Origin of the sequence: Rhizobium sp. JAB6 (assembly GCF_003024605.1) — a bacterium.
Classification (GTDB): domain Bacteria; phylum Pseudomonadota; class Alphaproteobacteria; order Rhizobiales; family Rhizobiaceae; genus Rhizobium.
Map to the genome: position 1 here is coordinate 311222 of NZ_PYJQ01000010.1, position 22764 is coordinate 333985.

The 22764-nt window shown below is 61.1% G+C and carries 21 protein-coding genes; 15 read left to right on the plus strand and 6 right to left on the minus strand.

The window, feature by feature from the left end; genetic code table 11:
- Nucleotides 1-16: 16 nt before the first annotated feature.
- Nucleotides 17-736 (plus strand): histidine utilization repressor, encoded by a 720-nt coding sequence (gene hutC, locus C7U61_RS17800; protein WP_106999526.1) that lies wholly within the window; start codon nt 17-19, stop codon nt 734-736.
- A gap of 18 nt (nt 737-754) precedes the next feature.
- Here the strand turns inward: hutC and C7U61_RS19555 are convergent, their stop codons facing one another.
- Entirely contained in the window at nt 755-907 is a 153-nt protein-coding gene (locus C7U61_RS19555) for a hypothetical protein (RefSeq protein ID WP_173002556.1), read from the minus strand.
- 310 nt (nt 908-1217) lie between these two features.
- Here C7U61_RS19555 and C7U61_RS17810 point away from each other — a divergent pair, with 310 nt between their 5' ends.
- From C7U61_RS17810 to C7U61_RS17830, 5 genes are all read left to right on the plus strand, one after another.
- Nucleotides 1218-1832, plus strand: coding sequence for a hypothetical protein (locus C7U61_RS17810; protein ID WP_106999401.1), 615 nt, complete (start codon nt 1218-1220; stop codon nt 1830-1832).
- 384 nt (nt 1833-2216) lie between these two features.
- Nucleotides 2217-3575: an Nramp family divalent metal transporter gene (locus C7U61_RS17815; protein WP_106999402.1), complete on the plus strand. Its 1359-nt coding sequence runs from the start codon at nt 2217-2219 to the stop codon at nt 3573-3575.
- Nucleotides 3576-3707: 132 nt separating this feature from the next.
- A complete protein-coding gene (locus tag C7U61_RS17820; protein ID WP_106999403.1) occupies nt 3708-5579 on the plus strand; it encodes a M23 family metallopeptidase in 1872 nt (623 codons plus the stop codon).
- Between the two features lie 174 nt (nt 5580-5753).
- Nucleotides 5754-6368: a TetR family transcriptional regulator gene (locus C7U61_RS17825; protein WP_106999404.1), complete on the plus strand. Its 615-nt coding sequence runs from the start codon at nt 5754-5756 to the stop codon at nt 6366-6368.
- Nucleotides 6369-6475: 107 nt separating this feature from the next.
- On the plus strand, nt 6476-6853 hold the full coding sequence (locus tag C7U61_RS17830) for a DUF427 domain-containing protein (RefSeq protein WP_106999405.1): 378 nt from the start codon (nt 6476-6478) through the stop codon (nt 6851-6853).
- On the opposite strand, the gene ugpC is transcribed toward C7U61_RS17830, so the two are convergent.
- The 4 genes from ugpC to C7U61_RS17850 all read right to left on the minus strand — a co-directional run bounded on the left by ugpC (nt 6850) and on the right by C7U61_RS17850 (nt 11096).
- The gene (gene ugpC, locus C7U61_RS17835; RefSeq protein ID WP_106999406.1) at nt 6850-7920 is read right to left on the minus strand and encodes a sn-glycerol-3-phosphate ABC transporter ATP-binding protein UgpC; all 1071 of its coding nucleotides are present in this window, start codon (nt 7918-7920) and stop codon (nt 6850-6852) included. The two genes, C7U61_RS17830 and ugpC, sit on opposite strands and share 4 nt — an antisense overlap.
- 22 nt (nt 7921-7942) lie before the next feature.
- A complete protein-coding gene (locus C7U61_RS17840; RefSeq protein WP_106999407.1) occupies nt 7943-8791 on the minus strand; it encodes a carbohydrate ABC transporter permease in 849 nt (282 codons plus the stop codon).
- Nucleotides 8784-9722 (minus strand): sugar ABC transporter permease, encoded by a 939-nt coding sequence (locus C7U61_RS17845; RefSeq protein ID WP_106999408.1) that lies wholly within the window; start codon nt 9720-9722, stop codon nt 8784-8786. Before C7U61_RS17845 ends, C7U61_RS17840 begins: the two co-directional genes overlap by 8 nt.
- Nucleotides 9723-9794: 72 nt before the next feature.
- Nucleotides 9795-11096: an extracellular solute-binding protein gene (locus tag C7U61_RS17850; RefSeq protein WP_106999409.1), complete on the minus strand. Its 1302-nt coding sequence runs from the start codon at nt 11094-11096 to the stop codon at nt 9795-9797.
- A gap of 219 nt (nt 11097-11315) precedes the next feature.
- On the opposite strand from C7U61_RS17850, the gene C7U61_RS17855 reads away from it, so the two are divergent.
- From C7U61_RS17855 to C7U61_RS17895, 9 genes are all read left to right on the plus strand, one after another.
- The gene (locus C7U61_RS17855) at nt 11316-12518 is read left to right on the plus strand and encodes an ROK family transcriptional regulator (RefSeq protein WP_106999410.1); all 1203 of its coding nucleotides are present in this window, start codon (nt 11316-11318) and stop codon (nt 12516-12518) included.
- Between the two features lie 40 nt (nt 12519-12558).
- The gene (locus tag C7U61_RS17860) at nt 12559-13659 is read left to right on the plus strand and encodes a Gfo/Idh/MocA family oxidoreductase (protein ID WP_106999411.1); all 1101 of its coding nucleotides are present in this window, start codon (nt 12559-12561) and stop codon (nt 13657-13659) included.
- A 24-nt stretch (nt 13660-13683) separates the two neighbouring features.
- Nucleotides 13684-14325 carry a ThuA domain-containing protein gene (locus tag C7U61_RS17865; protein ID WP_106999412.1) on the plus strand — a complete coding sequence of 214 codons (642 nt, stop codon included), beginning with the start codon at nt 13684-13686 and terminating at the stop codon, nt 14323-14325.
- A gap of 761 nt (nt 14326-15086) precedes the next feature.
- Nucleotides 15087-16169: an ABC transporter ATP-binding protein gene (locus C7U61_RS17870; RefSeq protein ID WP_106999413.1), complete on the plus strand. Its 1083-nt coding sequence runs from the start codon at nt 15087-15089 to the stop codon at nt 16167-16169.
- A gap of 9 nt (nt 16170-16178) precedes the next feature.
- Nucleotides 16179-17249: an ABC transporter ATP-binding protein gene (locus tag C7U61_RS17875; RefSeq protein WP_106999414.1), complete on the plus strand. Its 1071-nt coding sequence runs from the start codon at nt 16179-16181 to the stop codon at nt 17247-17249.
- 2 nt (nt 17250-17251) lie between these two features.
- On the plus strand, nt 17252-18124 hold the full coding sequence (locus tag C7U61_RS17880; protein ID WP_106999415.1) for a sugar ABC transporter permease: 873 nt from the start codon (nt 17252-17254) through the stop codon (nt 18122-18124).
- Entirely contained in the window at nt 18121-19044 is a 924-nt protein-coding gene (locus C7U61_RS17885; RefSeq protein ID WP_181315870.1) for a carbohydrate ABC transporter permease, read from the plus strand. Before C7U61_RS17880 ends, C7U61_RS17885 begins: the two co-directional genes overlap by 4 nt.
- 12 nt (nt 19045-19056) lie before the next feature.
- Complete coding sequence (locus C7U61_RS17890; RefSeq protein ID WP_106999416.1) at nt 19057-19344, plus strand: DUF2160 domain-containing protein; 288 nt, start codon at nt 19057-19059, stop codon at nt 19342-19344.
- 125 nt (nt 19345-19469) lie between these two features.
- Nucleotides 19470-21200: an ABC transporter substrate-binding protein gene (locus C7U61_RS17895; protein ID WP_106999417.1), complete on the plus strand. Its 1731-nt coding sequence runs from the start codon at nt 19470-19472 to the stop codon at nt 21198-21200.
- Between the two features lie 233 nt (nt 21201-21433).
- Here the strand turns inward: C7U61_RS17895 and C7U61_RS17900 are convergent, their stop codons facing one another.
- The gene (locus C7U61_RS17900) at nt 21434-22729 is read right to left on the minus strand and encodes an ABC transporter substrate-binding protein (RefSeq protein ID WP_106999418.1); all 1296 of its coding nucleotides are present in this window, start codon (nt 22727-22729) and stop codon (nt 21434-21436) included.
- Between the last annotated feature and the right edge of the window lie 35 nt (nt 22730-22764).

A 22764-nucleotide genomic window follows, 5' to 3' on the forward strand; every position in this document is an offset into this window, starting at 1 on the left:
GGAACAGACGGACGGTATGACCACAGGCAAAGAGGCGACCCTGCATCAGCGTATCCTCAGCGATATCGAGGGCCGGATCGTCTCCGGCGCCTGGCCTCCAGGGCATCGCATCCCGTTCGAGATGGACCTGGCGGAGCAGTATGACTGCTCGCGCATGACGGTGAACAAAGTGCTGACCCAGCTTGCCCGCGCCGGGCTGATCGAGCGGCGAAAGCGCTCGGGCAGCTTCGTCACGCATCCGCAGGCGCAATCCGCCGTGCTTGAGATCCACGACATCAAATCCGAGGTTTTGTCGCTTAACCTGCCTTATTCGCACCGGCTGATAAAGCTTGCCGAGCGGCGCGGACGGACGGAGGACGCGCGCAGGCTGCAGTTCGTCGGCTCTATCCCCGTGATAGAGATCACCTGCATCCACTATGCCGGTCCGCGCCCCTTCTGCCTGGAAAATCGCGTCATCAATCTCGACGCGGTGCCGGAAGCCGCGACGGCAGATTTCGAGACATTGCCGCCAGGCCCCTGGCTGCTCAACCAGGTGCCCTGGAGCACCGCCGAACATCAGATCCGCGCCATATCGGCCGAAGGCGACGCCGCCGCCAACCTCGATATCCAGAAGGGTACGGCATGCCTCGTCGTCGAGCGGCGCACCTGGAGCGCCGCTGGTCCGATAACCCATGTCAGCCTCACCTATCCCGGTGATCGCCATAGCCTCGTGGCGCGCTTTACACCGGCAAGCTGACCCTATTCCCGCACCGCTTTAAGGACGCTGCGGCGACTCTGTCGGCGGCGGAATGAGGCTGTCGGATTGACGAACAGGCTGAGCGGGATCGACCAGCAGGATACTGAGCGCAATCAGAACCAATGCCAGAATCAGGAGGATTCCGATCAGAAGCGGACGAATCGCGGTCATTTCGTTCTCCAATCTCCCCAGCCCAGCGCCAAGCGCGATAGGGAATTCGAGATAACCAGCGCAGTCTAACGGTAAATGTTAAGCAATGCTTGATGTTCCGCGAAATAACACGCCTTTTCCAGGAATTTCTGCCCGCGCGGGACGAGATGGCAATCTCACACTTGTTTGAATGGCGAGTGATGGAAGCGGCGCTTAGGATCGATATGTCGATGGTTTTGAAACGGTTCCTCGGCCTCCTGCCCTGGCTCCAACCTTTTATCAAGTACGGCCGGCGCACCGCTCGGCCGATATCTCAAGGGAGACCCCACCCATGGATCGCAAACGTCTGATCGCAGCTGCGCTGACGCTCTCCGCTGCCATGCTCGCCGCGCTGCAAAGCGCCGATGCTGCCGAGCGCGTGAGGGTGCGCGGCACCGTAGAAAGCCTCGATGGCGATACGCTCAAGGTCAAATCCCGCGACGGCAAGGACGTGACGGTCGCGCTGAAACCCGGCTGGAACGTCGGCGGCGTCGTCAAGGCCGCGGTCACCGATATCAAGCCCGGCGATTTCGTCGGCATCGCCTCGCAGCCGACCGAAAACGGCATCAATGGCGCGATCGAAGTCGTCATCTTCCCGGCCTCAATGAAGGGAACGGGCGAAGGGGACCGCCCTTGGGATTCAGCGCCGAACAGCTCTATGACCAACGCCACGGTTGCCAATGCCGTGACCTCGGTCAGCGGTCCGACCTTGACGCTCACCTACAAGGGCGGCGAACGCAAGATCAATATCCCGGATGGCACGCCCGTCGTGACGCTGACATCGGCAAGCAAAGCCGATCTGAAGCCCGGCGCCGGCGTCTTCATCACAGGCGATCAAACCGGCGAAACCACGGTCTCAGCAGACCGCGTCGCCGTTGGCCTCAACGGCACCGTGCCGCCGATGTAATGGATTGGCGGCGGCTACATGACGATCCCCTCAGCCGAACGAGCGAAAATACAATCCAAATTCTGCGGATGCCGGCTGAGGAGAGGGCATCAGCAACGGATCTTCGCCATCATGATCCCTGCCTGAGAGTTTACCGAACAGCTGTCCGACGCCGTCGACGATCGCCGCGCCATTCAATGATCAGGCAACCATTCCCGCCGCCGCTGCCGGTGAGCACCTGGAGACGCGGCCCTGTCGCCCCCATACGATGCAAAAACGACCGCCAGGAAGCCAGTCCTCCAGGCAGAAAAATGCAACAACGATTGAAATATAGCCTATTGCATAATTCTTGCGTTAGACATATTTATTTGGTGGAAACATGACGTGATCCTCCCGGAGCCCCGCATGACGCAAGTTCAAGAAGCTGCAACACAGCGGCGCGCATGGCAATTTGCCAACCGCGACGAAGACGATCGTCCAAGCCTTCCCGAAGTCAATGCCACGGTTAAGGTTCCCCATGCCGGCAGCTGGGTGCGGCGCCTGATCGCTTTCCTCGGCCCAGGCTATATGATCTCCGTCGGCTATATGGACCCCGGCAACTGGGCGACCGATCTCGCCGGCGGCGCGCAATTCGGCTACACGCTTCTTGCCGTCATCATGCTGTCGAACCTGATGGCGATCCTTTTACAGGCGCTTTCCGCAAGACTTGGCATCGCCACCGGCCGCGATCTCGCGCAGGCCTGTCGCGATCACTATCCGCGCCCGGTCAATCTGGCGCTGTGGCTCGCCTGCGAGCTCGCCATCATCGCCTGCGACCTTGCCGAAGTCATCGGCACGGCGATCGCGTTGCAGCTGCTATTCGGAATTCCGCTGATCGGCGGCGCGCTGATCACCGCGCTCGACGCCTTTCTATTGCTGCTCCTGATGAGCAAGGGCTTCCGCTATCTCGAAGCTTTCGTCATCGCGCTGCTGATCGTCATCGCCACCTGTTTTGCCGTTCAGATCGCCGCCGCGTCCCCCCCGGTCGCAGCGATCCTGCACGGCTTCATCCCCTCGCCTGAAATCGTCACCAATCACGAGATGCTCTACATCGCCATGGGCATCATCGGCGCGACCGTCATGCCGCATAACCTCTATCTGCATTCCTCGATCGTGCAGACACGAGCCTACAAGCGCACGGAAGAGGGCCGCCGCGACGCCATCAAGTGGGCGACGGTCGACAGCACCGTCGCGCTGATGCTGGCGCTCTTCGTCAATGCCGCGATCCTGATCGTCGCAGCCGCCGCTTTCCACGCCAGCGGCCATTCCGATGTCGCCGAGATCGGCCAGGCCTATGAGCTGCTGTCGCCATTGCTCGGTCTCGGCATCGCCTCGACGCTTTTTGCGGTGGCGCTGCTCGCCTCCGGCCTCAACTCGACCGTCACGGCGACGCTTGCCGGCCAGATCGTGATGGAAGGCTTTCTCCGGCTCAGGATTCCGCATTGGGCAAGACGGCTTTTGACGCGCGGCCTCGCAATTATTCCGGTTGTGTTCGTGACCGCCATCAATGGTGAAAAAGGCACTGCTAACCTGCTTGTGCTGAGCCAGGTCATTCTCTCCATGCAGCTGCCCTTTGCCGTCATTCCCCTAGTCCAATTTGTGACGAATCGCGAGAAAATGGGCAGTTTCGTCATATCGAGAAGCGTCGCCGTTCTATCGTGGATCGTTGCCGCGATCATTCTGGCACTGAACTTCAAACTGCTCTACGACACCATCTTCGGTTGACGAATCATCCGGAACGCGCAAATCTGGCCCTGTGGACGATCACGGCAATTAACCGCCCCGTAATATTTGCCTAGATTTCGCCATGATTTGCCCTAGTTTGGGCCCACCGCAATCTGCAGGGTTCCTCACTTCATGGCCGAAAGTCCATTGCGCGTTCAATTTCCTGCAGAGGCCGCCATTCAGGCGCGGCCGCATCACGATTTTCATATCCCGTTCCTCCCGCGCTCCGCGCATCTTCGCCATCTGATCGTCATCGGCCTTGCCGGCACTGCGTCCTTCGGCCTGCTCGCCACCGTGCTCTATCCCTTGCTGGCGCGTCACACGATCGAACCGGCAACGCCGGTGCGCACTGCCCAGCTCGCGCGCCCTCAGCCAGCCATGCGTAAAGCCGGCCGGCTGGCGGCAAAACAGCGTTTCGATGGTGCCCGCTTCGCGCAGGTGGCAGAAAAACTATCCAGCGGCGAAACCCGCATCTTCACCTATCACCGCACGACGCTCGTCTTCAAATCCGGCGAGACAGCGCTTGCCCGCAACGGCGCGGGCGCCATCAATGCCTCCTATGCCGCCGAGCGCGCCGACAACGAGGTATTTTCGCCGCCGTCGCTATCGGATATCCGCCACGGCATCTATCCGCAGACCACGCATTATGATGCCGTACGCCGTTCCCGTTTTCCGGTTCGCGGCGTGCCGCTGAACGTCAGCGTATCGCGCGCGACGACCGGCGAAACCGGCCGCGAGTTCCACCGGCTCGTCTCCATGCCGAAGGACAAGCAGGATCTGCGGGACATCCTGGCATCCGCCGGCCTCGGCAACGATGCCGGCGACGAGCTGCAGCGCGCGCTGGAGACCGATACGGTTTCGCCCGGCGACAGTCTGGAGCTGCTGCTGGAGAAAAAAGGCCCCAATTCCCGGCCGAAGCTGATCATGGCGCGCCTCAGCGGCGACAAGACGCCGGAGCGCGTCGTTGCCCGCGACGATGCCAATGGCTTTGTTCCGGTGGCCAATGACAGGCTGTTTTCCACGCTCTACAGCGAAAGTCAGGCCGACGCTCCGTCGTCGACGGAGGTCGCCGCGGTCGATCTCAAGGGCATCGACGAAAACGACGAGGCGGCGGTCAGCGGCAAGCTCGAAAGAGCCGGCCTGACCAAGGAATATGCCTTGCAGCTCATCAAGCTCGCCAAGGCCAAGGGCATCTCACTCACCAGCATCGATGAGGCGCCCGACAGCGTCGATCTGCTCTTCCGCAAGGCGGACGACGGCCGGAACGAGCTGATGTTCATCGAATTCCATGCCGACGGCGACACGCATCGCTTCTATCTGCATAAGAATGACGGCGAGGGGCCTTCGGAATTCTATGACGAGCGCGGCCGTTCGATTGCCAAGGTACTGGTGCATCGGCCCGTGCCGAACGGCACGCTCGGCGACGGTTTTGCCTGGCGAATCCACCCCATCCTGGGCGTGAAAAAATTCCACAACGGCGTCGATTTCCGCGCACCGATGGGCAGCCCCATCCAGGCGGCCGGCGATGGCGTCGTCGAGAAGATCTCCTGGGAAACGGGCTACGGCAAATATGTCCGCATCCGCCACGATGGCGGTTACGAAACCACCTATGCCCATATTTCGTCAACGCCGTCGGATCTGCGTGTCGGCCAGCGCGTCACCCAAGGTCAGGTCATCGCCTATGTCGGCTCGACGGGCTACTCAACCGGTCCGCACCTCTATTACGAACTGCGCGTCAATGGACGTTACGAAAATCCCCTGACGGCGCAATTGCCTGCCGGCACCAATCTGACGGGCAAATCGCTCGACAGCCTGCGTTCTCAGGTCAATCATGTTGAAAACATCATGAGCTATCTTGACGTTCCGCCGGCTCGCGACAATCAGCCTGCCGCCTTCGCCAACTTCGAGCAAGGCCCGAGCTTTGGGCAGAATTCAGGGCCGAGCCCGGGACCGAATTTGGGGCCAAGCTTCGGACCGAACCATTTCGGCGCACCCTCTCCTTAAACAGGCCAACAAGCCGCGCGAAGGCCACTCCTCCCGGTTCCGGCGGGCGGCAATAGCGCCTCGATGCCGAATGCGGTAACAATCTTCCCACACTTGGCCATGGAGAAGACGCTGCCGCCCGCTATTTGACGGCAGGGGCAGGTTATCACCGTGGCAATCCGCAAGGAGAAAAAATTGGCGCGCAAGCCGTTGCCTGAAGCAAAGCCCGTGGCGTCGCATGAAAGCAGACGCCTGCGCGCCGATGCGCGGCGCAATCATGACAAGCTGATCGAAGTAGCGGCCCAAGCCTTTGCCCACCACGGCACCGCCGCCTCCCTGGAAGACATCGCGCGGCGCGCGGATGTCGGAATCGGCACCCTCTATCGCCATTTCCCGAGCCGCGAACATCTGGTCGAAGCGGTCTATCGTCACGAAGTCGAAGCACTGTGCGATGCCGCAGAAGAACTTTCGCGCGAGCGCGCGCCCGATGAAGCTCTGGAGGAGTGGATGAACCGCTTCGTCGGTTATATCGCCACGAAAAGGGGTATGGCCGACAGCCTGCGCATTCTTCTCAGCAGCAATTCCAAGCTCTTTGCCGACAGTTACGGCCAGGTGCCGGTCGTGCTCTCAGGCCTGATCAATCGCGCGGTCGCCGCCGGCACGATCCGCACCGATGTCGACAGCATCGATGTGCTGCACGCATTGTCCGGCACCTATTCCATGCCCAGTTCGCCGGAATGGTACGACCGGTCCCGCCGCCTCGTGCGCCTCTTGATGGATGGCCTGCGCTGGGGTGCGCGCAAGGACTGATAATCCGGACATGGCCTTCCTATATCCTCCGGACAAAGACATCCCGATTCAGTTTCGCGTGAATATCTCGAGCCGTCTCCTGCAACCCCATCTCAGGAAATCCAATCATGTCCGAAAAGCTGGTTAAGATCCCCGGTCCGGATCATCCGATCACGATCGAGGAAAAGCAGGCCCATGTCACGGTCTCCGTCGCCGGCAGGGTAATCGCCGATACGCATGAGGCACTCTCTCTCAAGGAAGCGTCCTATCCGGCCGTGCTGTACATTCCCCGAAAGGACGTCGACATGTCGTTGCTGGAAAGGACCAACCATGAAACCTACTGCCCCTACAAGGGCGAATGCTCCTATTACAGCATCCCGGCCGGCGGCGAGCGTTCGGTGAATGCCATCTGGACTTACGAAAATCCCTATGCGTCCGTCAGCCGGATCAAGGACCACATGGCCTTCTATCCGGATCGCGTCGATTCGATCGATGTGAAAGTTTAAAGCGCAAGCCCGCTCGACGCATCGAAGACATACACCTGCTCCGGGCTCACGGAGACATTCAGCGGCTGCCCATAGCGCACCGGCGCCTCGCCATCGACGACGGCCGTCACCTGCTCGCCGGCAAGATCGAAGAGCACATGCGTCTGCGCGCCGGTCGGCTCCACAAGCAGCGTCTGGCCCGTGAGCGGCGAACCGCCGCTCGCAAGGCTCAGATGCTCGGGTCTCAGACCGATCTTCACGCTCTGGCCCGCCTTTACCTTGCGCTCCCCGGCAATCCGCACTGGCGTGCTGTCCTTCAGCCGCACGGCCGGCGAGCCTTCGACGCCCTCGACCACGCCGTCGAGGAAATTCATGGCCGGCGAGCCGATGAAGCCGGCGACGAAGAGATTGGCCGGCTTGCGATAAAGCTCGATCGGCGTGCCCTGCTGCTCGATCCTGCCCTGGTTCAGCACCACGATGCGATCGGCAAGCGTCATGGCTTCGATCTGGTCATGGGTGACGTAGATCGAAGTGGTCTGCACCTTCTGATGCAGCGCCTTGATCTCGGAACGCATCTGCACGCGCAGCTTCGCATCGAGATTGGAGAGCGGCTCGTCGAACAGGAAGACGGCGGGATTGCGCACGATGGCGCGGCCCATGGCGACGCGCTGGCGCTGGCCGCCGGAAAGCTGCGCCGGCTTGCGGTCGAGGAGCTTGGTGAGATCGAGCATGCGCGCCGCTTCATTGACCCGCTGCTCGATCACCGGCTTGGTCTCGCCCGAGAGCTTCAGGTTGAAGCCCATATTCTCGGCGACCGTCATATGCGGATAGAGCGCGTAGGACTGGAAGACCATGGCGATGTTGCGCTCGCGCGGCGTCATCGAGTTGACCACCTGCCCGCCGATCAATACGTCGCCATCGGTGATTTCTTCCAGCCCGGCGATCATCCGCAACAGCGTGGACTTGCCGCAGCCGGAGGGGCCGACCAGCGCGATGAACTCGCCGTCCTCGATCGAAAGCGAGATATCGTGGATGACCGTCAGCGCCCCATAGGCCTTGTGGATGTTGTGCAGTTCGACGGATGCCATGTGGTTTGTGCTCCAGTAAGGCTCAGGATTTCACGGCACCGGCGGTGAGGCCGGCGATGATGTGCTTCTGCGCCAGGAAGAAGACGATGATGGTCGGCAGGATGGTCAGCGTGATGAAGGCGAGCACCAGCTCCCATTCGCTACCGAATTCGCCGCTATAGACCATCATGCCGAGCGGCCAGGGATAGATCGAATCCGAGTTCAGCATGATCAGCGGCAGTATGTAGCTGTTCCAGCTGCCGACGAAGGAGATGATGCTGACGGTGGCGATGATCGGCCGCGAAAGCGGCAGCGAGATATGCCAGAAGAAGCGGATATAGCCGCAGCCGTCGACGAAAGCCGCCTGGAACAATTCTTCCGGGAGGTTTCGAAAATAGTTTCGGAAGAGCAGGATGCTCATGCCGAGGCCGAAAGCCACCTGCGGCAGCACCACGCCCCAATAGGTGTTGAGCAGGCCGAGATCGCGGATGCGGATGAAGAGCGGCAGGATGGCGGTGGCCGCCGGAAACATCAGGCCGATGAGGAAATAGTTCAGCAGGAAGTTCGAGCCGAAGAATTTCACATGCGCGAAGGCGAAGGCCGCCATGGCCGAGACCGACAGCGTCAGGAACACCGTCAGCACGGCAATGATCAAGGAATTCATCATCTGCCGCCAGTAGCGGTCGCCGAACAGAATGCCGGTATAATTTTCGAAATGCCACTCGGCCGGCAGGCCGAAGGGATTGGTGCGGAGATCGCCGAGCGTCTTGAAACCGCCGAGCGCGGTCGTCAGCAGCGGGATCAGCACGATCGCGGCAATGATTGTCAATGACACATAGAGATAGATCTTGGTGCCGGTGGTCAGTCGAATGGATGAGGCCAGATCAGTCATTGCGCATAAATATCCGTTTGTAGCCGAAGGCGAGGGTGACGCAGATCACGAACAGCACGACGCCGACGGCGCTGCCGAGGCCGACCTGCATGCGGGTGACACCGAAATTGTAGAGGAAGGTCACCATCGTCTGGGTCGAGTTGAACGGGCCGCCGCCGGTGAGCGGCATGATCATGTCGAAAAGCTGCAGCGATCCCACGACGGCGAAGAAGACGGAGAGACGCAGCGTGGAGCCGAGCAGCGGCAGCGTCACGTAGCGGAATTTCTGCCAGCCGGTCGCGCCGTCGATTTCGGCCGCTTCCAGCACGCTCTTGTCTAGGGATTGCATACCGGCGATGAACAGCATCATGTGGAAGCCGAAATATTTCCAGACGATCACGCCGAGCACGGCATACATCGCGAGATCCTTGTCGGCGAGCACGTAAGGCGTGGCAGTGCCGAGGAAATGCGCGATCGCCGCAAACAGGCCGTAATCTCCATCGTAGACGAAGCGCCAGATCAGGCCGGCGGCCACTTCGGCCAGCACGTAAGGCAGAAAGAAGATCAGCCGGAAGAGCACGACGCCCCGAATGCGGTGCGCCAGCATCGTCGCCAACCAAATGGCAAGCGGCACCTGGACGGCGATCGACACGACGATGATCAAAGCATTGTTCTTGAGCGACGTCAGAAAGGCGCCGTTCTTGAACAGCACCTGGAAATTGCGCAGCCCCACGAACTCGGTCGGCGGGCCATAACCGTTCCAGCGATAAAGACTGTACCAGGCCGCTTCCCCCATCGGCAGGATGACGAAGATGGTGAAGAGCAGCAGCGCCGGCGGCAGGAACAGCAGGATGACGGGCAGGCGGCCACGCGCAGCCGGCGATTTTCGCTTCGTTGCGGGTCTCGCGCTTGCAACGGGGGGCATGGCGGTCGTGGCGCTGACATCGGTCATGGACAGTCTCGACGGTTGCAGTTCAAAGAAAAACCGGCGCCGGCACAAGGGAGAGGCCGGCGCCGGATGGCATTAAAGCTGGTCCTGCTCGAAGGCGTCCTGGACCTGCTGCGCGCCATCCTTCGGCGAAATCTGGCCGGAGACGATGCCGACAGCCACATCGTTGACGACGCGGCCGACGGAGGGGCCGAGATCCTGGTCGAAGAAGTTCTGATGCCAGGTCGAATGCGCCAGCTGGTCGGCAGCCTCGTGCATCAGCGGACCCTTCACGCCGTCTTCGGCACCGATGGCGACCGGGATGATCATGCCGGCCTGCGCCATGGTACGCTCGTTTTCGGCATTGGTGAGATAGGCGAGGAAATCGAGCGCCTCGGGCGGAGCCTTCTTGGTGACGGCCCAGCCGTTCAACCCGCCGAGCGTATCGGTTGGAAGACCGGCCCCGCCCGTCACGGCCGGGAAGGCGAAGCGGCCGATATTGTCATCCGCAAGTCCCTTGCCGTCGCCGGAATTGGTGCGCTGGTTGGCGACCGTATTTTCGAAGCCGAGGATCATCGCGGCCTTGCCATCGCCGAAGACGCCGAGCGCCTGCGGCCAGGTGGTGCCGAGATAGCCGGGCTGGAAGGGCTCGAGCTTGCCGAGCTCGGCAAGCTGTTCGCCGGCCTTGATGATCGAGGGATCGTTGAAGCCTTTGCCCTTGCCGTTCTTCGCGTCGTTGAAGACCTGCTGACCGCCGTCGCGCATTACCAGATAGCTCCAGTAGAAATGGATCGGCCACTTCTCGCCGCCGCCGCCGGCGATCGGCGCAATGCCGGCTGCCTTGATCTTCTTGACGGCGGCCAGGTAATCGTCCCACGTCTTGATGGCGCTCGCATCGACGCCGGCCTTGGCGAACAAGGCCTTGTTATAGAAGAAGGAAACCGTGCCGAGCTTGTAGGGTACGGCGCTGATCTTGCCGTCGAAGGTCAGGCCCTTCACCGCCGCGGGATTGTAACTCTTCACCCAGGCGCCATCCTTGGCGTTCATCGCGGCGGTCAGGTCCATCAGCGTGCCGGTCTGTTGCTGCTGCTTCAGAACGCCACCGCCCCAGCTGAAGAAGAAATCGGGCGCGTCCTTCGATTGCAGCAGCGTCGGCAGCTTCGCCTTGAAGGCTTCGTTGGCCAGGAACTGCATCTCGATCTTGGTGCCGGGATGCTTGGCCTCATACTGATCGGCGATCTTGCGCCATACGGCGACATAATTCGGATCGGTTTCCAGATGCAGCCATTTGACGACGGTATCGGCGGCAGCGCCTGTTGCGCCCGCAAGAATAGCCAGGCCGGTCGTAGCGGCAATAGCGGCTAGGCGAAGGGCTTTGGCCCCGCGTAGATGGATCATGATTTTCTCCTCCCAAGGGAACAAAAGCCTCAATATTTTTTCCCTTATGCGGAATAATTCAGCGGAGCTTTGCGGAAAAGTCAACCGCCGTCACCAAATTTTCGGCAAATCGACAGCAAAACGGCTTGACATTCGGCAATGGCCATAGGCTATTTAATTCGCATTCCGTTAAAAATATCAGGCCGCAGCCGAGCGGGTCCTTCATTCGGCGCCAATTTCATGAAAACAGCAGATCCCGAGCTTATGCGGGCGATAAACCGCTTCAATGTGCTGGACACGATCCGGCGGGCGGGCTCCATCGCACGCATCGAAATCAGCGACCGCACCCAGCTTTCGACGACGACAGTTTCGGCGATCACGGCCTCGTTGCTGGACGATGGGCTGATCCTGGCCCGCACCGAAGGCGACCTGCGCGAGGCGGCAGCCCGCGGCCGGCCGCGCGTCATGCTGGAGCTCAATCCCGACGCCGCACGCGTCGTCGGCGCGAAAATCGCCGCCAACCGCATGGTCTTCGTCGTGACCGACTTTTGCGGCGAGGTTCTATCGACGCTGACGCTGGCGCTGCGCGTCGACCGGCAGCCGATCAGCGTCATTGCCGATCTGATCGAGGATGGCGTGCGCCGCTGCGTCGTCGATGCCAATCTCGCGCTCGACGAGATCGATTCCGTCTGCCTCGGCCTGCCCGGTGTCGTCGAGCACCGCACCGGCCATATCCGCACCAGCCCGATCTTCCGCGAGACGGGCGTCGATTTCGCCAAGGAAATGTCCGAGCGGCTGGGCGTGATCACCATCGTCGAAAGCGATGCGCATGCCATCACGCTGGCGCATCACTGGTTCGGCAAGGCCAGGGATTTGGACGACATGGTTCTCGTGTCGCTGGAGCAGACGCTGGGTCTGGGCGTGCTGCATGGCGGCCAGCTCTTTCGCGGCGCCGGCGGCCTCAGCCACAATCTCGGCGACCTCGTACTCGGCATGGGTCCACAGGGCATCATTCGTCTGGCAAGCCTTGCCGGCGAAAGCGCCATTCTCGGCGACCAGCCGAGCGGCCGCTTTGCCGAGGCCATCCGCCTCGGCCGCGGAATGGCGCATGCCAAGACGCTGATCGATGCCGAGGATAACACGCTGATCAATGCTGCCATCCGCGCCGGCGAAGCCTGCGGCATGGCGCTCGCCAACATCGTCACACTGTTTGCCCCGCCGCGCGTCATTCTTGTGGGATCGAGCCTGGCGCTCGGTCAACCCTTCCTCGACAGCCTGAGGGAGGCCTATTCGCTGGCGATCCCGCCATCGATCAGGGGCGTGACCGAACTCGTCTTCGACCAGTCGACCGACGAGACCTGGGCGCAGGGCGCTGCCGTCGTCGCGTTGCGCGAACTCTACGAATCGCCCTGGGGAACGACCGGACCGGCACCGGCCCTTTGATTTCGCGGAACAGCAAAGACAATTCATCTGGAGGAAGCTTATGAACAAGGTCGGCATCGGCATTATCGGCTGCGGAAATATTTCCGGCGCCTATCTCACCGCCATGAAATCCTTTCCCATTCTCGACATCAAAGGCGTCGCCGACCTCAATCGCGAGCTCGCGGCGGCAAAGGCTGCCGAATTCGGCCTGAAAGCGGTCGATATCGCCACCCTGCTCGCCGACCCCTCGATCGAGATCATCATCAACCTGACCATTCCGAAGGCTCATGTTGCGGTTGGCCTTCAGGCATTAGAAGCCGGCAAGCATACCTATTCGGAAAAGCCGCTCGGCATCAACTTCGCCGAGGGCAAGACGCTTGCGGATGCTGCTGCCGCCAAGGGCCTGCGCATCGGCGCTGCGCCCGATACCTTCCTCGGCGGCGGCCATCAGACGGCACGCGCCATCATCGACGAGGGCGCGATCGGTATTCCCGTTGGCGGCACAGCCACCTTCATGTGCCCCGGCCATGAGCGCTGGCATCCGAATCCGGCTTTCTATTACGAAGTCGGCGGCGGCCCCATGCTCGATATGGGCCCCTATTACATCACCGATCTTATCAATCTGCTCGGTCCCGTTTCCCAGGTCGCCGGCTTTGCCGTCACCCCGCGCAAGGAGCGCATCATCACCAGCGAACCGCGCAATGGCGAGCACATTCCTGTGCATGTGCCGACGCATGTCGCCGGCGTCATGGCCTTTACCAATGGCGCGGTCGTCCAGATCGGCATGAGCTTCGATGTCGCCGGCCACAAGCATGTGCCGCTCGAAGTCTACGGCACCGAAGGCACGCTGATCGTACCCGATCCCAACCGGTTCGGCGGCCCGGTGGAGTATCTGAAGAAAGGCGGCGAGTTCGCAGAGTTCGAGATCACCGCGCCCTATGCCGACGGCAACTACCGCTCGCTCGGCGTCGCCGACATGGCGCACGCCATCCGCTCGAACCGCCCCCACCGCGCCAATGGCAGCCTGGCGCTGCATGTGCTCGAAGTCATGGAAGCCTTCCAGACGGCCTCCGACAGCGGGCGCACAGTGACCATCACGACGCAAACGGAGCGTCCCGCCCCTCTGTCCGAATCCCTGGTGGATGGGCAGATCGGCCGCTAACAGCACAATTTCAGGAGGAATACCATGCGCGAAGCACTTATCGTCTGGGGCGGCTGGAGCGGCCACGAACCGCAGGAATGCGCTCACATCATCCGCGACATGCTGGAAGAGGACGGCTTCAAGGTCTATCTCGAAAACAGCACCGAGGCCTTCGCCGATCCGTCGATTCACGATCTCAGCCTGATCGTGCCGATCGTCACCATGTCGAAGATCGAGAAGGAAGAGGTGAAGAACCTTGCCGATGCGATCGAAAGCGGCGTCGGCATAGCCGGCTATCATGGCGGCGCGGGCGACAGTTTCCGCGAAAGCGTTGAATATCAGTTCATCATCGGCGGCCAGTGGGTCGCCCATCCCGGCAACATCATCGACTATACGGTCAATATCACGCGCCCGGACGATCCGATCATGGAGGGGATCACCGATTTCCGCTACACATCCGAGCAATATTATATGCATGTCGACCCATCGAACGAGGTGCTGGCGACCACGACTTTCACCGGTGACCATGCCTACTGGATCGACGGCGTCGTTATGCCGGTCGCCTGGAAGCGCAAATACGGCAAGGGCCGTGTCTTCTATTCCTCGCTCGGCCACCAGGCCAGGGAATTCGACGTGTCGCAAATGAAGACCATCTTCCGCCGCGGCGCCAATTGGGCGGCGCGCTGAGCGCTTTCTTTGCTCATTCGCAAAAATTGCCGCTCCTCATAATGTTTGAGGGGCGGCTTTCATTTGCCATCCGATGGGTGGCGCAATCGCACAGGCGGCGAGTTCTGTTCGCGGCCGAATGGTGAGCCAGACAGACGGCGTGAAAGAAGCTCCCATCGGAACTCCGCCCTGTAGCGTGCTATCGTCTCCTTTCCAGTTCTCCCGACCTTACGGATTCCGCCTTGCATGCAGTGGCGGACTTCACCCCTCTTTTTGAGTTTCGAATTGCCAGGACAGTCGGCGAGGCTCCAAGCCGCTGCGATCTCAGTGAACACCCGCAGGAGGCTGCAACCGCGCATTTGCAATTCCGATCAATCGCTTAGCAGATTGATAATAAATTACTAAGACATCCATGAGACGAGATTTATGAAGCGAAACTGAAACGCGGGCAGTTTTCGTTTGACATTCCTTTATCTTCATTTATCGTCATTATTGTTTCGGTTTTTGCGTAAGGGGTGCAAATCGAAACAGGGGGAGGGATAATTGTCCGAAAATCAGATCAACACGGAAAAGAGCGTAGTCTGCGGCGCCAGCCGCATCGCTTTTAATGTCGCGCGGCGCAATTTCCGCTGGCATGACGTCTCCGCAGATAGATCGGCGAAACCCGCTTCCGAACAACCATAATCTCAGCAACAGGCACCGTGCGGGGGACGGCGTTCCCGGACGGATCGGTCTCTTGGCAATCCTCGCAGCAGAAATGCGGCGCATGGAAGGAATCTATCGTGCTTGAACTCAGGGGCGTATCGAAGTCCGTCGGCCGCGAGACGCATATTGCGGAAACAAATCTGACGCTGCAGCGCGGCACGCTGAACGTGCTGCTGGGGCCGACACTGTCTGGCAAGACATCGCTGATGCGGCTGATGGCCGGCCTCGACAAGCCGACCACCGGCACGATCCATGTCGACGGCGCCGATGTCACCGGCCAGCCGGTGCAGCGCCGCAACGTCGCCATGGTCTACCAGCAATTCATCAACTATCCCGCCATGACCGTCTATGACAACATCGCCTCGCCGATGCGATTGAGCGGCAAGAGTGCTGCAATCATTGACCGCGAGGTAAAGAAGGCAGCCGATCTTCTACGTCTCGGCCCCTTCCTTGATCGCCTTCCCTTGAGCCTTTCCGGTGGCCAGCAGCAGCGCACGGCGCTTGCCCGCGCCATCGTCAAGAATGCCGGGCTTGTCCTGCTCGATGAGCCGCTCGCCAATCTCGACTACAAACTGCGCGAGGAGTTGCGCGCCGAACTGCCGAAGATCTTCGCCGAATCCGGCGCGATTTTCGTCTACGCCACCACGGAACCGTCCGAAGCGCTACTTCTCGGCGGCAATACCGCCACCCTGGCGGAAGGCCGCATCACGCAATTCGGGCCGACGATCGATGTCTTCCGCAATCCCCGGGACCTGATAACCGCCACCACCTTTGCCGATCCGCCGCTGAACACCATCACGCTCGACAAGCGCGGCCGCGAATTCGCGCTTGATGGCAACATCCGCCTGCCCGTACCTAGGGGTTTGGAAGACCGGCCGGATGGCCGCTACACGATCGCCTTCCAGCCGCATCATCTGGCACTTGCGCCACAGACGCCGGAGGCGGTCGCTGCCCCGGCACGGGTGATGGTGACCGAGATCACCGGCTCGGAGAGCTTCATCCATATCGATTTTGCCGGCCGGCGCTGGGTGATGCTGACCCAGGGCGTGCAGGATATCGATGTCGACGATGCGATCGATGTCTATATCGACCCGCGCCACATCATGGTCTTCGACACCGAAGGCGCAGCCGTCGCTCCCGCCCTGCAACAAGCCGCCTGAGGAGGGACAATGGCCCGCATCGATCTCGACCACATCCGGCACGCCTACAACGATCATCCGAAATCCGACGCCGATTATGCGCTGAAGGAAGTCAACCATAGCTGGGAGGACGGCAGCGCCTACGCGCTGCTCGGCCCTTCCGGCTGCGGCAAAACCACGCTGCTCAACATCGTTTCCGGTCTGGTGCAGGCTTCCGAAGGCCGCATCCTCTTCGACGGCAAGGATGTGACCCGACTGTCGACCCAGGAGCGCAACATCGCCCAGGTCTTCCAGTTCCCGGTCGTCTACGACACGATGACCGTCTACGACAATCTCGCCTTCCCGCTGCGCAACCGGCATGTTCCGGAAGCGGAGGTCAAGCGCAAGGTCGATGAAATCATCGAGATGATCGGCCTTTCCGACAGCGCCCATCGCAAGGCCCGCGGCCTCACTGCCGATGCCAAGCAGAAGATCTCGCTCGGCCGCGGTCTCGTGCGCTCCGATGTCAACGCCATCCTCTTCGACGAACCGCTGACCGTCATCGACCCGCATATGAAGTGGGTGCTGCGCTCGCAGCTGAAGCAACTCCACCGCCGCTTCGGTTTCACCATGGTCTATGTCACCCACGACCAGACGGAAGCGCTGACCTTCGCCGACAAGGTGGTGGTCATGTACAATGGCGAAGTGGTGCAGATCGGTACGCCGAACGACCTTTTCGAGCGCCCGCGCCACACTTTCGTCGGCTATTTCATCGGTTCGCCCGGCATGAACGTCATGCCTATCGAAATCGAAGGCAGCAGCGCACGCCTCGGCAACCGCACGATTGCGCTGCCCGGCGCACCTAAGGAAAAACGGGCCGGCCGTTCCGAGCTCGGCATCCGCCCCGAATTCGTCCGCATCGGCCGTGAGGGCATGCCTGCCACCGTCACCAAGGTCGAGGATCTCGGTCGCCGCAAGGTGGTCCGCGCCAAGCTCGACGGCCAGGATATCGTCGCCGTCATCGGCGAGGACCAGACGGTGCCGGCCGAGCCGCACATCGCCTTCGATCCCGCCGGCATCAATATCTACGCCGACTCCTGGCGCATCGAGATGGGAGCCTGACGATGGAGAAGACCTGGAACAACAAAGCCTGGTTCATGCTCATTCCGGTTCTGCTGCTCGTCGGCTTTTCCGCCGTCATTCCGCTGATGACCGTCGTGAACTATTCGGTGCAGGACACGTTCGGCAACAACGTCTTCTTCTGGGCGGGCACGCAATGGTTCGAGGAAATCCTCCATTCCGGCCGCTTCTGGGATTCGATGATCCGCAACCTGATCTTCTCCTTCGTCATCCTGGCGATCGAGGTGCCGCTCGGCATCTTCATTGCGCTTAATATGCCGAAGAAGGGCATCGGCGTCCCGGTCTGCCTCGTGCTGATGGCCTTGCCGCTGCTGATCCCTTGGAACGTCGTCGGCACGATCTGGCAGGTGTTCGGCCGCAGCGATATCGGGTTGATGGGTTACGTCCTCGTCAATCTCGGCATCGACTATAATTATGTCTCCGATCCGGCCGATGCCTGGGCGACGATCATCGTCATGGATGTCTGGCACTGGACGAGCCTCGTCGTGCTGCTCTGCTATGCCGGCCTCGCCTCCATTCCCGACGCCTTCTACCAGGCCGCCAAGATCGACGGCGCCTCGCGCTGGTCCGTTTTCCGCTACATCCAGTTGCCGAAGATGAACCGCGTGCTGCTGATCGCCGTACTGCTGCGCTTCATGGATAGCTTCATGATCTACACCGAACCCTTCGTCGTCACAGGCGGCGGTCCCGGCAATTCCACGACCTTCCTGTCGATCGACCTCGTCAAGATGGCGCTCGGCCAGTTCGACCTCGGCCCGGCAGCCGCCATGTCGCTGGTCTACTTCCTGATCGTGCTGCTGCTCTCCTGGGTCTTCTACACCGTCATGACCAATTACGACGCGGGAGAAAGCCGATGAGCGGCAAACCCCTCTCCACCATGGCCGATGGCGCTACCGTGCACAAATTGGCAACTTCCGATGACGCCGCGGGCACGACGGGCGCAACGAACGTGCGGGTCGGCCGCCGGCACGGCGAAAAGGGGCGCTGGGCGTGGCTGGTGCCGACGCTCTACATCGTCTTCCTGCTGCTGCCGATCTATTGGCTCGTCAATATGAGCTTCAAGACCAATGAGGAAATCGTCAGCGGCCTGACGCTCTACCCGCATCAGCCGACGCTGCGCAATTACGCGATCATCTTCACCGATCCGTCCTGGTACAAGGGCTATATCAACTCCATCACCTATGTCGTCATGAACATGGTGATCTCGGTCGCCTGCGCCCTTCCCGCGGCCTATGCCTTCTCGCGCTACCGCTTCCTCGGCGACAAGCATGTGTTCTTCTGGCTGCTGACGAACCGCATGGCGCCGCCGGCGGTCTTCGCGCTCCCCTTCTTCCAGCTTTATTCGGCCTTCGGCCTCATCGATACCCATATCGCCGTGGCGCTGGCGCATTGCCTCTTCAACGTGCCGCTGGCGGTCTGGATCCTCGAAGGCTTCATGTCCGGCGTGCCGAAGGAAATCGACGAAACCGCTTATATCGACGGTTATTCGTTCCCGCGCTTCTTCATCAAGATCTTCATTCCCCTGATCGCAAGCGGCATCGGCGTCGCCGCCTTCTTCTGCTTCATGTTCTCCTGGGTGGAACTGCTGATCGCCCGCACGCTGACGACGACAGACGCCAAGCCGATCGCCGCGATCATGACGCGCACGGTCTCGGCCGCGGGAATGGACTGGGGCCTGCTTGCCGCGGCCGGCGTACTGACTTTGGTTCCCGGCGCGCTCGTCATTTATTTCGTCCGCAACTACATCGCCAAGGGCTTCGCGCTCGGCCGCGTCTGAAGGAAAACCGCCATGAATACAGACTTTTCCTGGATGGCCTGGACCCTGCCGACGGTGCTGTTCTTCGCCACCATTCTCATGCTTCTGATCGGCATGGCGGTCTGGGAATATTTTTCGCCGGGCGGCAATCCGCGCCTCGGCATCCTGCGCTTCGAAACGACGCGCGGCGACCGGCTGTTCATTTCGCTGCTCGGCGCCGCCTTCATCCATCTCGCCTGGTTGGGCCTGGGAGGCCCCAGCCTCTGGTGGGCTCTTGCTCTTTCCGTGGTCTACGCCGTCGGCGTCTTCCGTCTGGTCTGACACGGAATTCAACCCGTTACCGCCCCGTGCCCCATTCGGTCACGCGGAGCAGTAAGGCAAATCGATACAGATGGCCGGAAATCCGGCTGGCTGACAATGCACTCGCAACCTGTAGGGAGGAATATATGCGACGGCATCTCTTGACGACAACGGCAGTTACCTTGCTGGCACTCGCCGGCACGGCGCACGCCGGCATGAACGAAGCCAAGACATTCCTGGATAAGGAGATCGGCGATCTCTCGACGCTCTCGCGCGCCGACCAGGAAAAGGAAATGCAGTGGTTCGTCGATGCGGCCAAGCCTTTCCAGGGTATGGAAATCAAGGTCGTGTCGGAAACCCTGACGACCCACCAGTATGAATCGCAGGTTCTCGCCCCGGCCTTCACCGCCATCACCGGCATCAAGGTCACCCACGACGTCATCCAGGAAGGCGACGTCGTCGAGAAGATCCAGACGCAGATGCAGACCGGCCAGAACCTCTATGACGGCTGGGTCAACGATTCCGACCTGATCGGCACACATTGGCGCTACAAGCAGGTTCGCAACCTGACCGACTGGATGGCTGGCGACGGCAAGGACGTCACCAACCCCAGCCTCGATCTCGCCGATTTCATCGGCAGCAGTTTCACGACCGCTCCAGACAAGAAGCTCTATCAGCTTCCCGACCAGCAGTTCGCCAACCTCTACTGGTTCCGTTATGACTGGTTCAACGACCCGAAGAACAAGGCCGACTTCAAGGCCAAGTATGGCTATGAGCTCGGCGTGCCGGTCAACTGGTCGGCCTATGAGGATATCGCCCAGTTCTTCACCGGCCGCGATGTCGACGGCAAGAAGGTCTTCGGCCATATGGACTATGGCAAGAAGGACCCGTCGCTCGGCTGGCGCTTCACCGACGCCTGGCTCTCCATGGCCGGCAACGGCGACAAGGGCCTGCCGAACGGTCTGCCTGTTGATGAATGGGGCATCAAGGTCGATGCCAATTCGCGTCCCGTCGGCTCCTGCGTTGCTCGCGGCGGCGACACCAACGGTCCGGCCGCCGTCTATTCGATCCAGAAATATCTCGATTGGCTGAAGGCCTATGCTCCGGCGGAAGCGCAGGGCATGACCTTCTCGGAATCCGGTCCGGTTCCGTCGCAGGGCAATATCGCGCAGCAGATCTTCTGGTACACGGCCTTCACCGCCGATATGGTCAAGCCCGGTCTGCCGGTCATGAATTCCGACGGCACGCCGAAGTGGCGCATGGCGCCGTCTCCGCATGGCGCCTACTGGAAGGATGGCATGAAGCTCGGCTATCAGGACGTCGGTTCCTGGACGCTGATGAAGTCCACCCCGGTCGACCGCGCCAAGGCCGCATGGCTTTATGCGCAGTTCGTCACCTCAAAGACGGTGGATGTGAAGAAGAGCCATGTCGGCCTCACCTTCATCCGCGAATCCACCATCCGCGACAAGAGCTTCACCAAGCGTGCGCCGGAACTCGGCGGCCTGATCGAGTTCTATCGCTCGCCGGCCCGCGTGCAATGGTCGCCGACCGGCACCAACGTTCCTGACTATCCGAAGCTCGCGCAGCTCTGGTGGCAGGCGATCGGCGATGCCGCATCGGGCGCCAAGGATGCTCAAGGAGCGATGGATGCGCTCTGCGCCGATCAGGAAAAGGTGATGCAGCGCATCGAACGCGCGGGCGTGCAGGGCGATATCGGCCCGAAGCTCGCCGAAGAGCACGATCTTGCCTACTGGAACGCCGACGCCGTCAAGAACGGCCATCTCGCTCCGCAGCTGAAGGTCGCCAACGAGAAGGAAAAGCCGGTCACCGTCAACTATGACGAGCTGGTCAAGAGCTGGGCCGACGCGAAGAAATAAGCAACCGCACTTGAGATACGGCTGTGCCGGGGTTCTGAAAGGACCCCGGCATTTTTGCGACCTAAGGCCTATGAGAACACAGCACCGGCACAGCCGAAGATACGTGCTGGCCAATCAATACCCATCCACCTCAGGGCAATCACGAGATCACCAGGATGTTTAAGCTTGGCATGCAAAGTGACGGCAGAACTCCAGGAGGATATCAGCCGTTCAGCAAATTATGCAGCCTCGGCTCAACCCTTCCGCTTCAATTTCGTGGCACCTTCCTCCACCAGCCGCTTCGCCGCCTCGGCGACCGTGATCTTGCCGAAGGCGAGCTGGTCGGCGACGGGGCGGGCGACGTTCGCGTCGAATTCCTGGGAGCCGAGCGGCGCCGGCACGGGATAGGTGCCGACCTGATCCTTCAACAGGTCGACATATTGCACCGTCTGCTGCTCGACTGGATTGAGCGTCGGCAGGATGGCGGCGCGCACGGCGGGCGACATCGGCACGCCGCGTTCGACCCCGAGGATCTTGCCGGCTTCCACATCGTTGACGAAGAAATTGATGAATTTCGCCGCCGCTTCGCCGTTCTTACTGGTGGCGCCGACGCTCCAGATCAGCGCCGGGCGGTAGTAGTGGCCGGAAGGGCCGTCCTTCTTCTCGCGCGGCAGCATGGTGACCGCGAGCTTGTTCTTGACGACGAGCTGATAGCCGACGAGCTGATTTGAATAGGCCATCCCGATCGCCGATTTTCCGAGCGCAAGGCAGTTGCTCTCGATGACATTCTGGTCGAGCGTCTGCACATCGGGCGAGACCGTGCCGCCGCGTTTGCGCAGCTCTTCCCAGTAGCTATACCACTCCTTGGCATCGTCGACGCCGAAGCCGAGCCCGCCCTCCTCCGTAAAGAGGCTCTTGCCACGCTGGCGCAGCCAGACGTCGAGGACATAATTGTAGCGCGCCCCGTAAGGACCACCCCAATAGCCCCGCTTGCCGGCAGCCTTGGTCATTTCCACCGCGAGATCGGCATATTCGGCCCATGTCGTCGTCGGACCGGGCGGCGTCAGGCCGGTCTTCTTGAACATGTCCTCGTCATAGAACATCGCGAAGGAGTTCAGTCCGAGGCCGACGCCATAAAGCTTACCATCGACCGTGGTCAGCTTCAGAACATCCTTGCCGAAGCTGTCGATATTCAGCGTAGAAGGCACGAACTGGTCGAGCGGCATGCAGGCGCCGCGTTTCGAATAATCCGAGATCGTGCTCGGCTCGAGCTGGAAAACGTCTGCGATGTTCTGGCTCGCCATTCCGGTCGCGAGCTTGGCCCAATAGCCCTCGCCGCTGATGCTCTCGCCGACGACGGAAATATCCGGGTTCTTGCTGTGGAACAGCTCGGCGACTGCAACCGTGCGCTTGCCGCGATCGGGCGAACCCCACCACATGGCCCGGAGCTGCGTCGCATCGGCAAATGCCGGCATCGCTCCTCCGCCGAAGGCAAGGCCAGCTGCGGCCCCAGCCGCCCCGATCATGAATGAACGGCGATCCATGCGCATGAGATTCCTCCTTCTCTTGCGTTGCCACCCGCGGC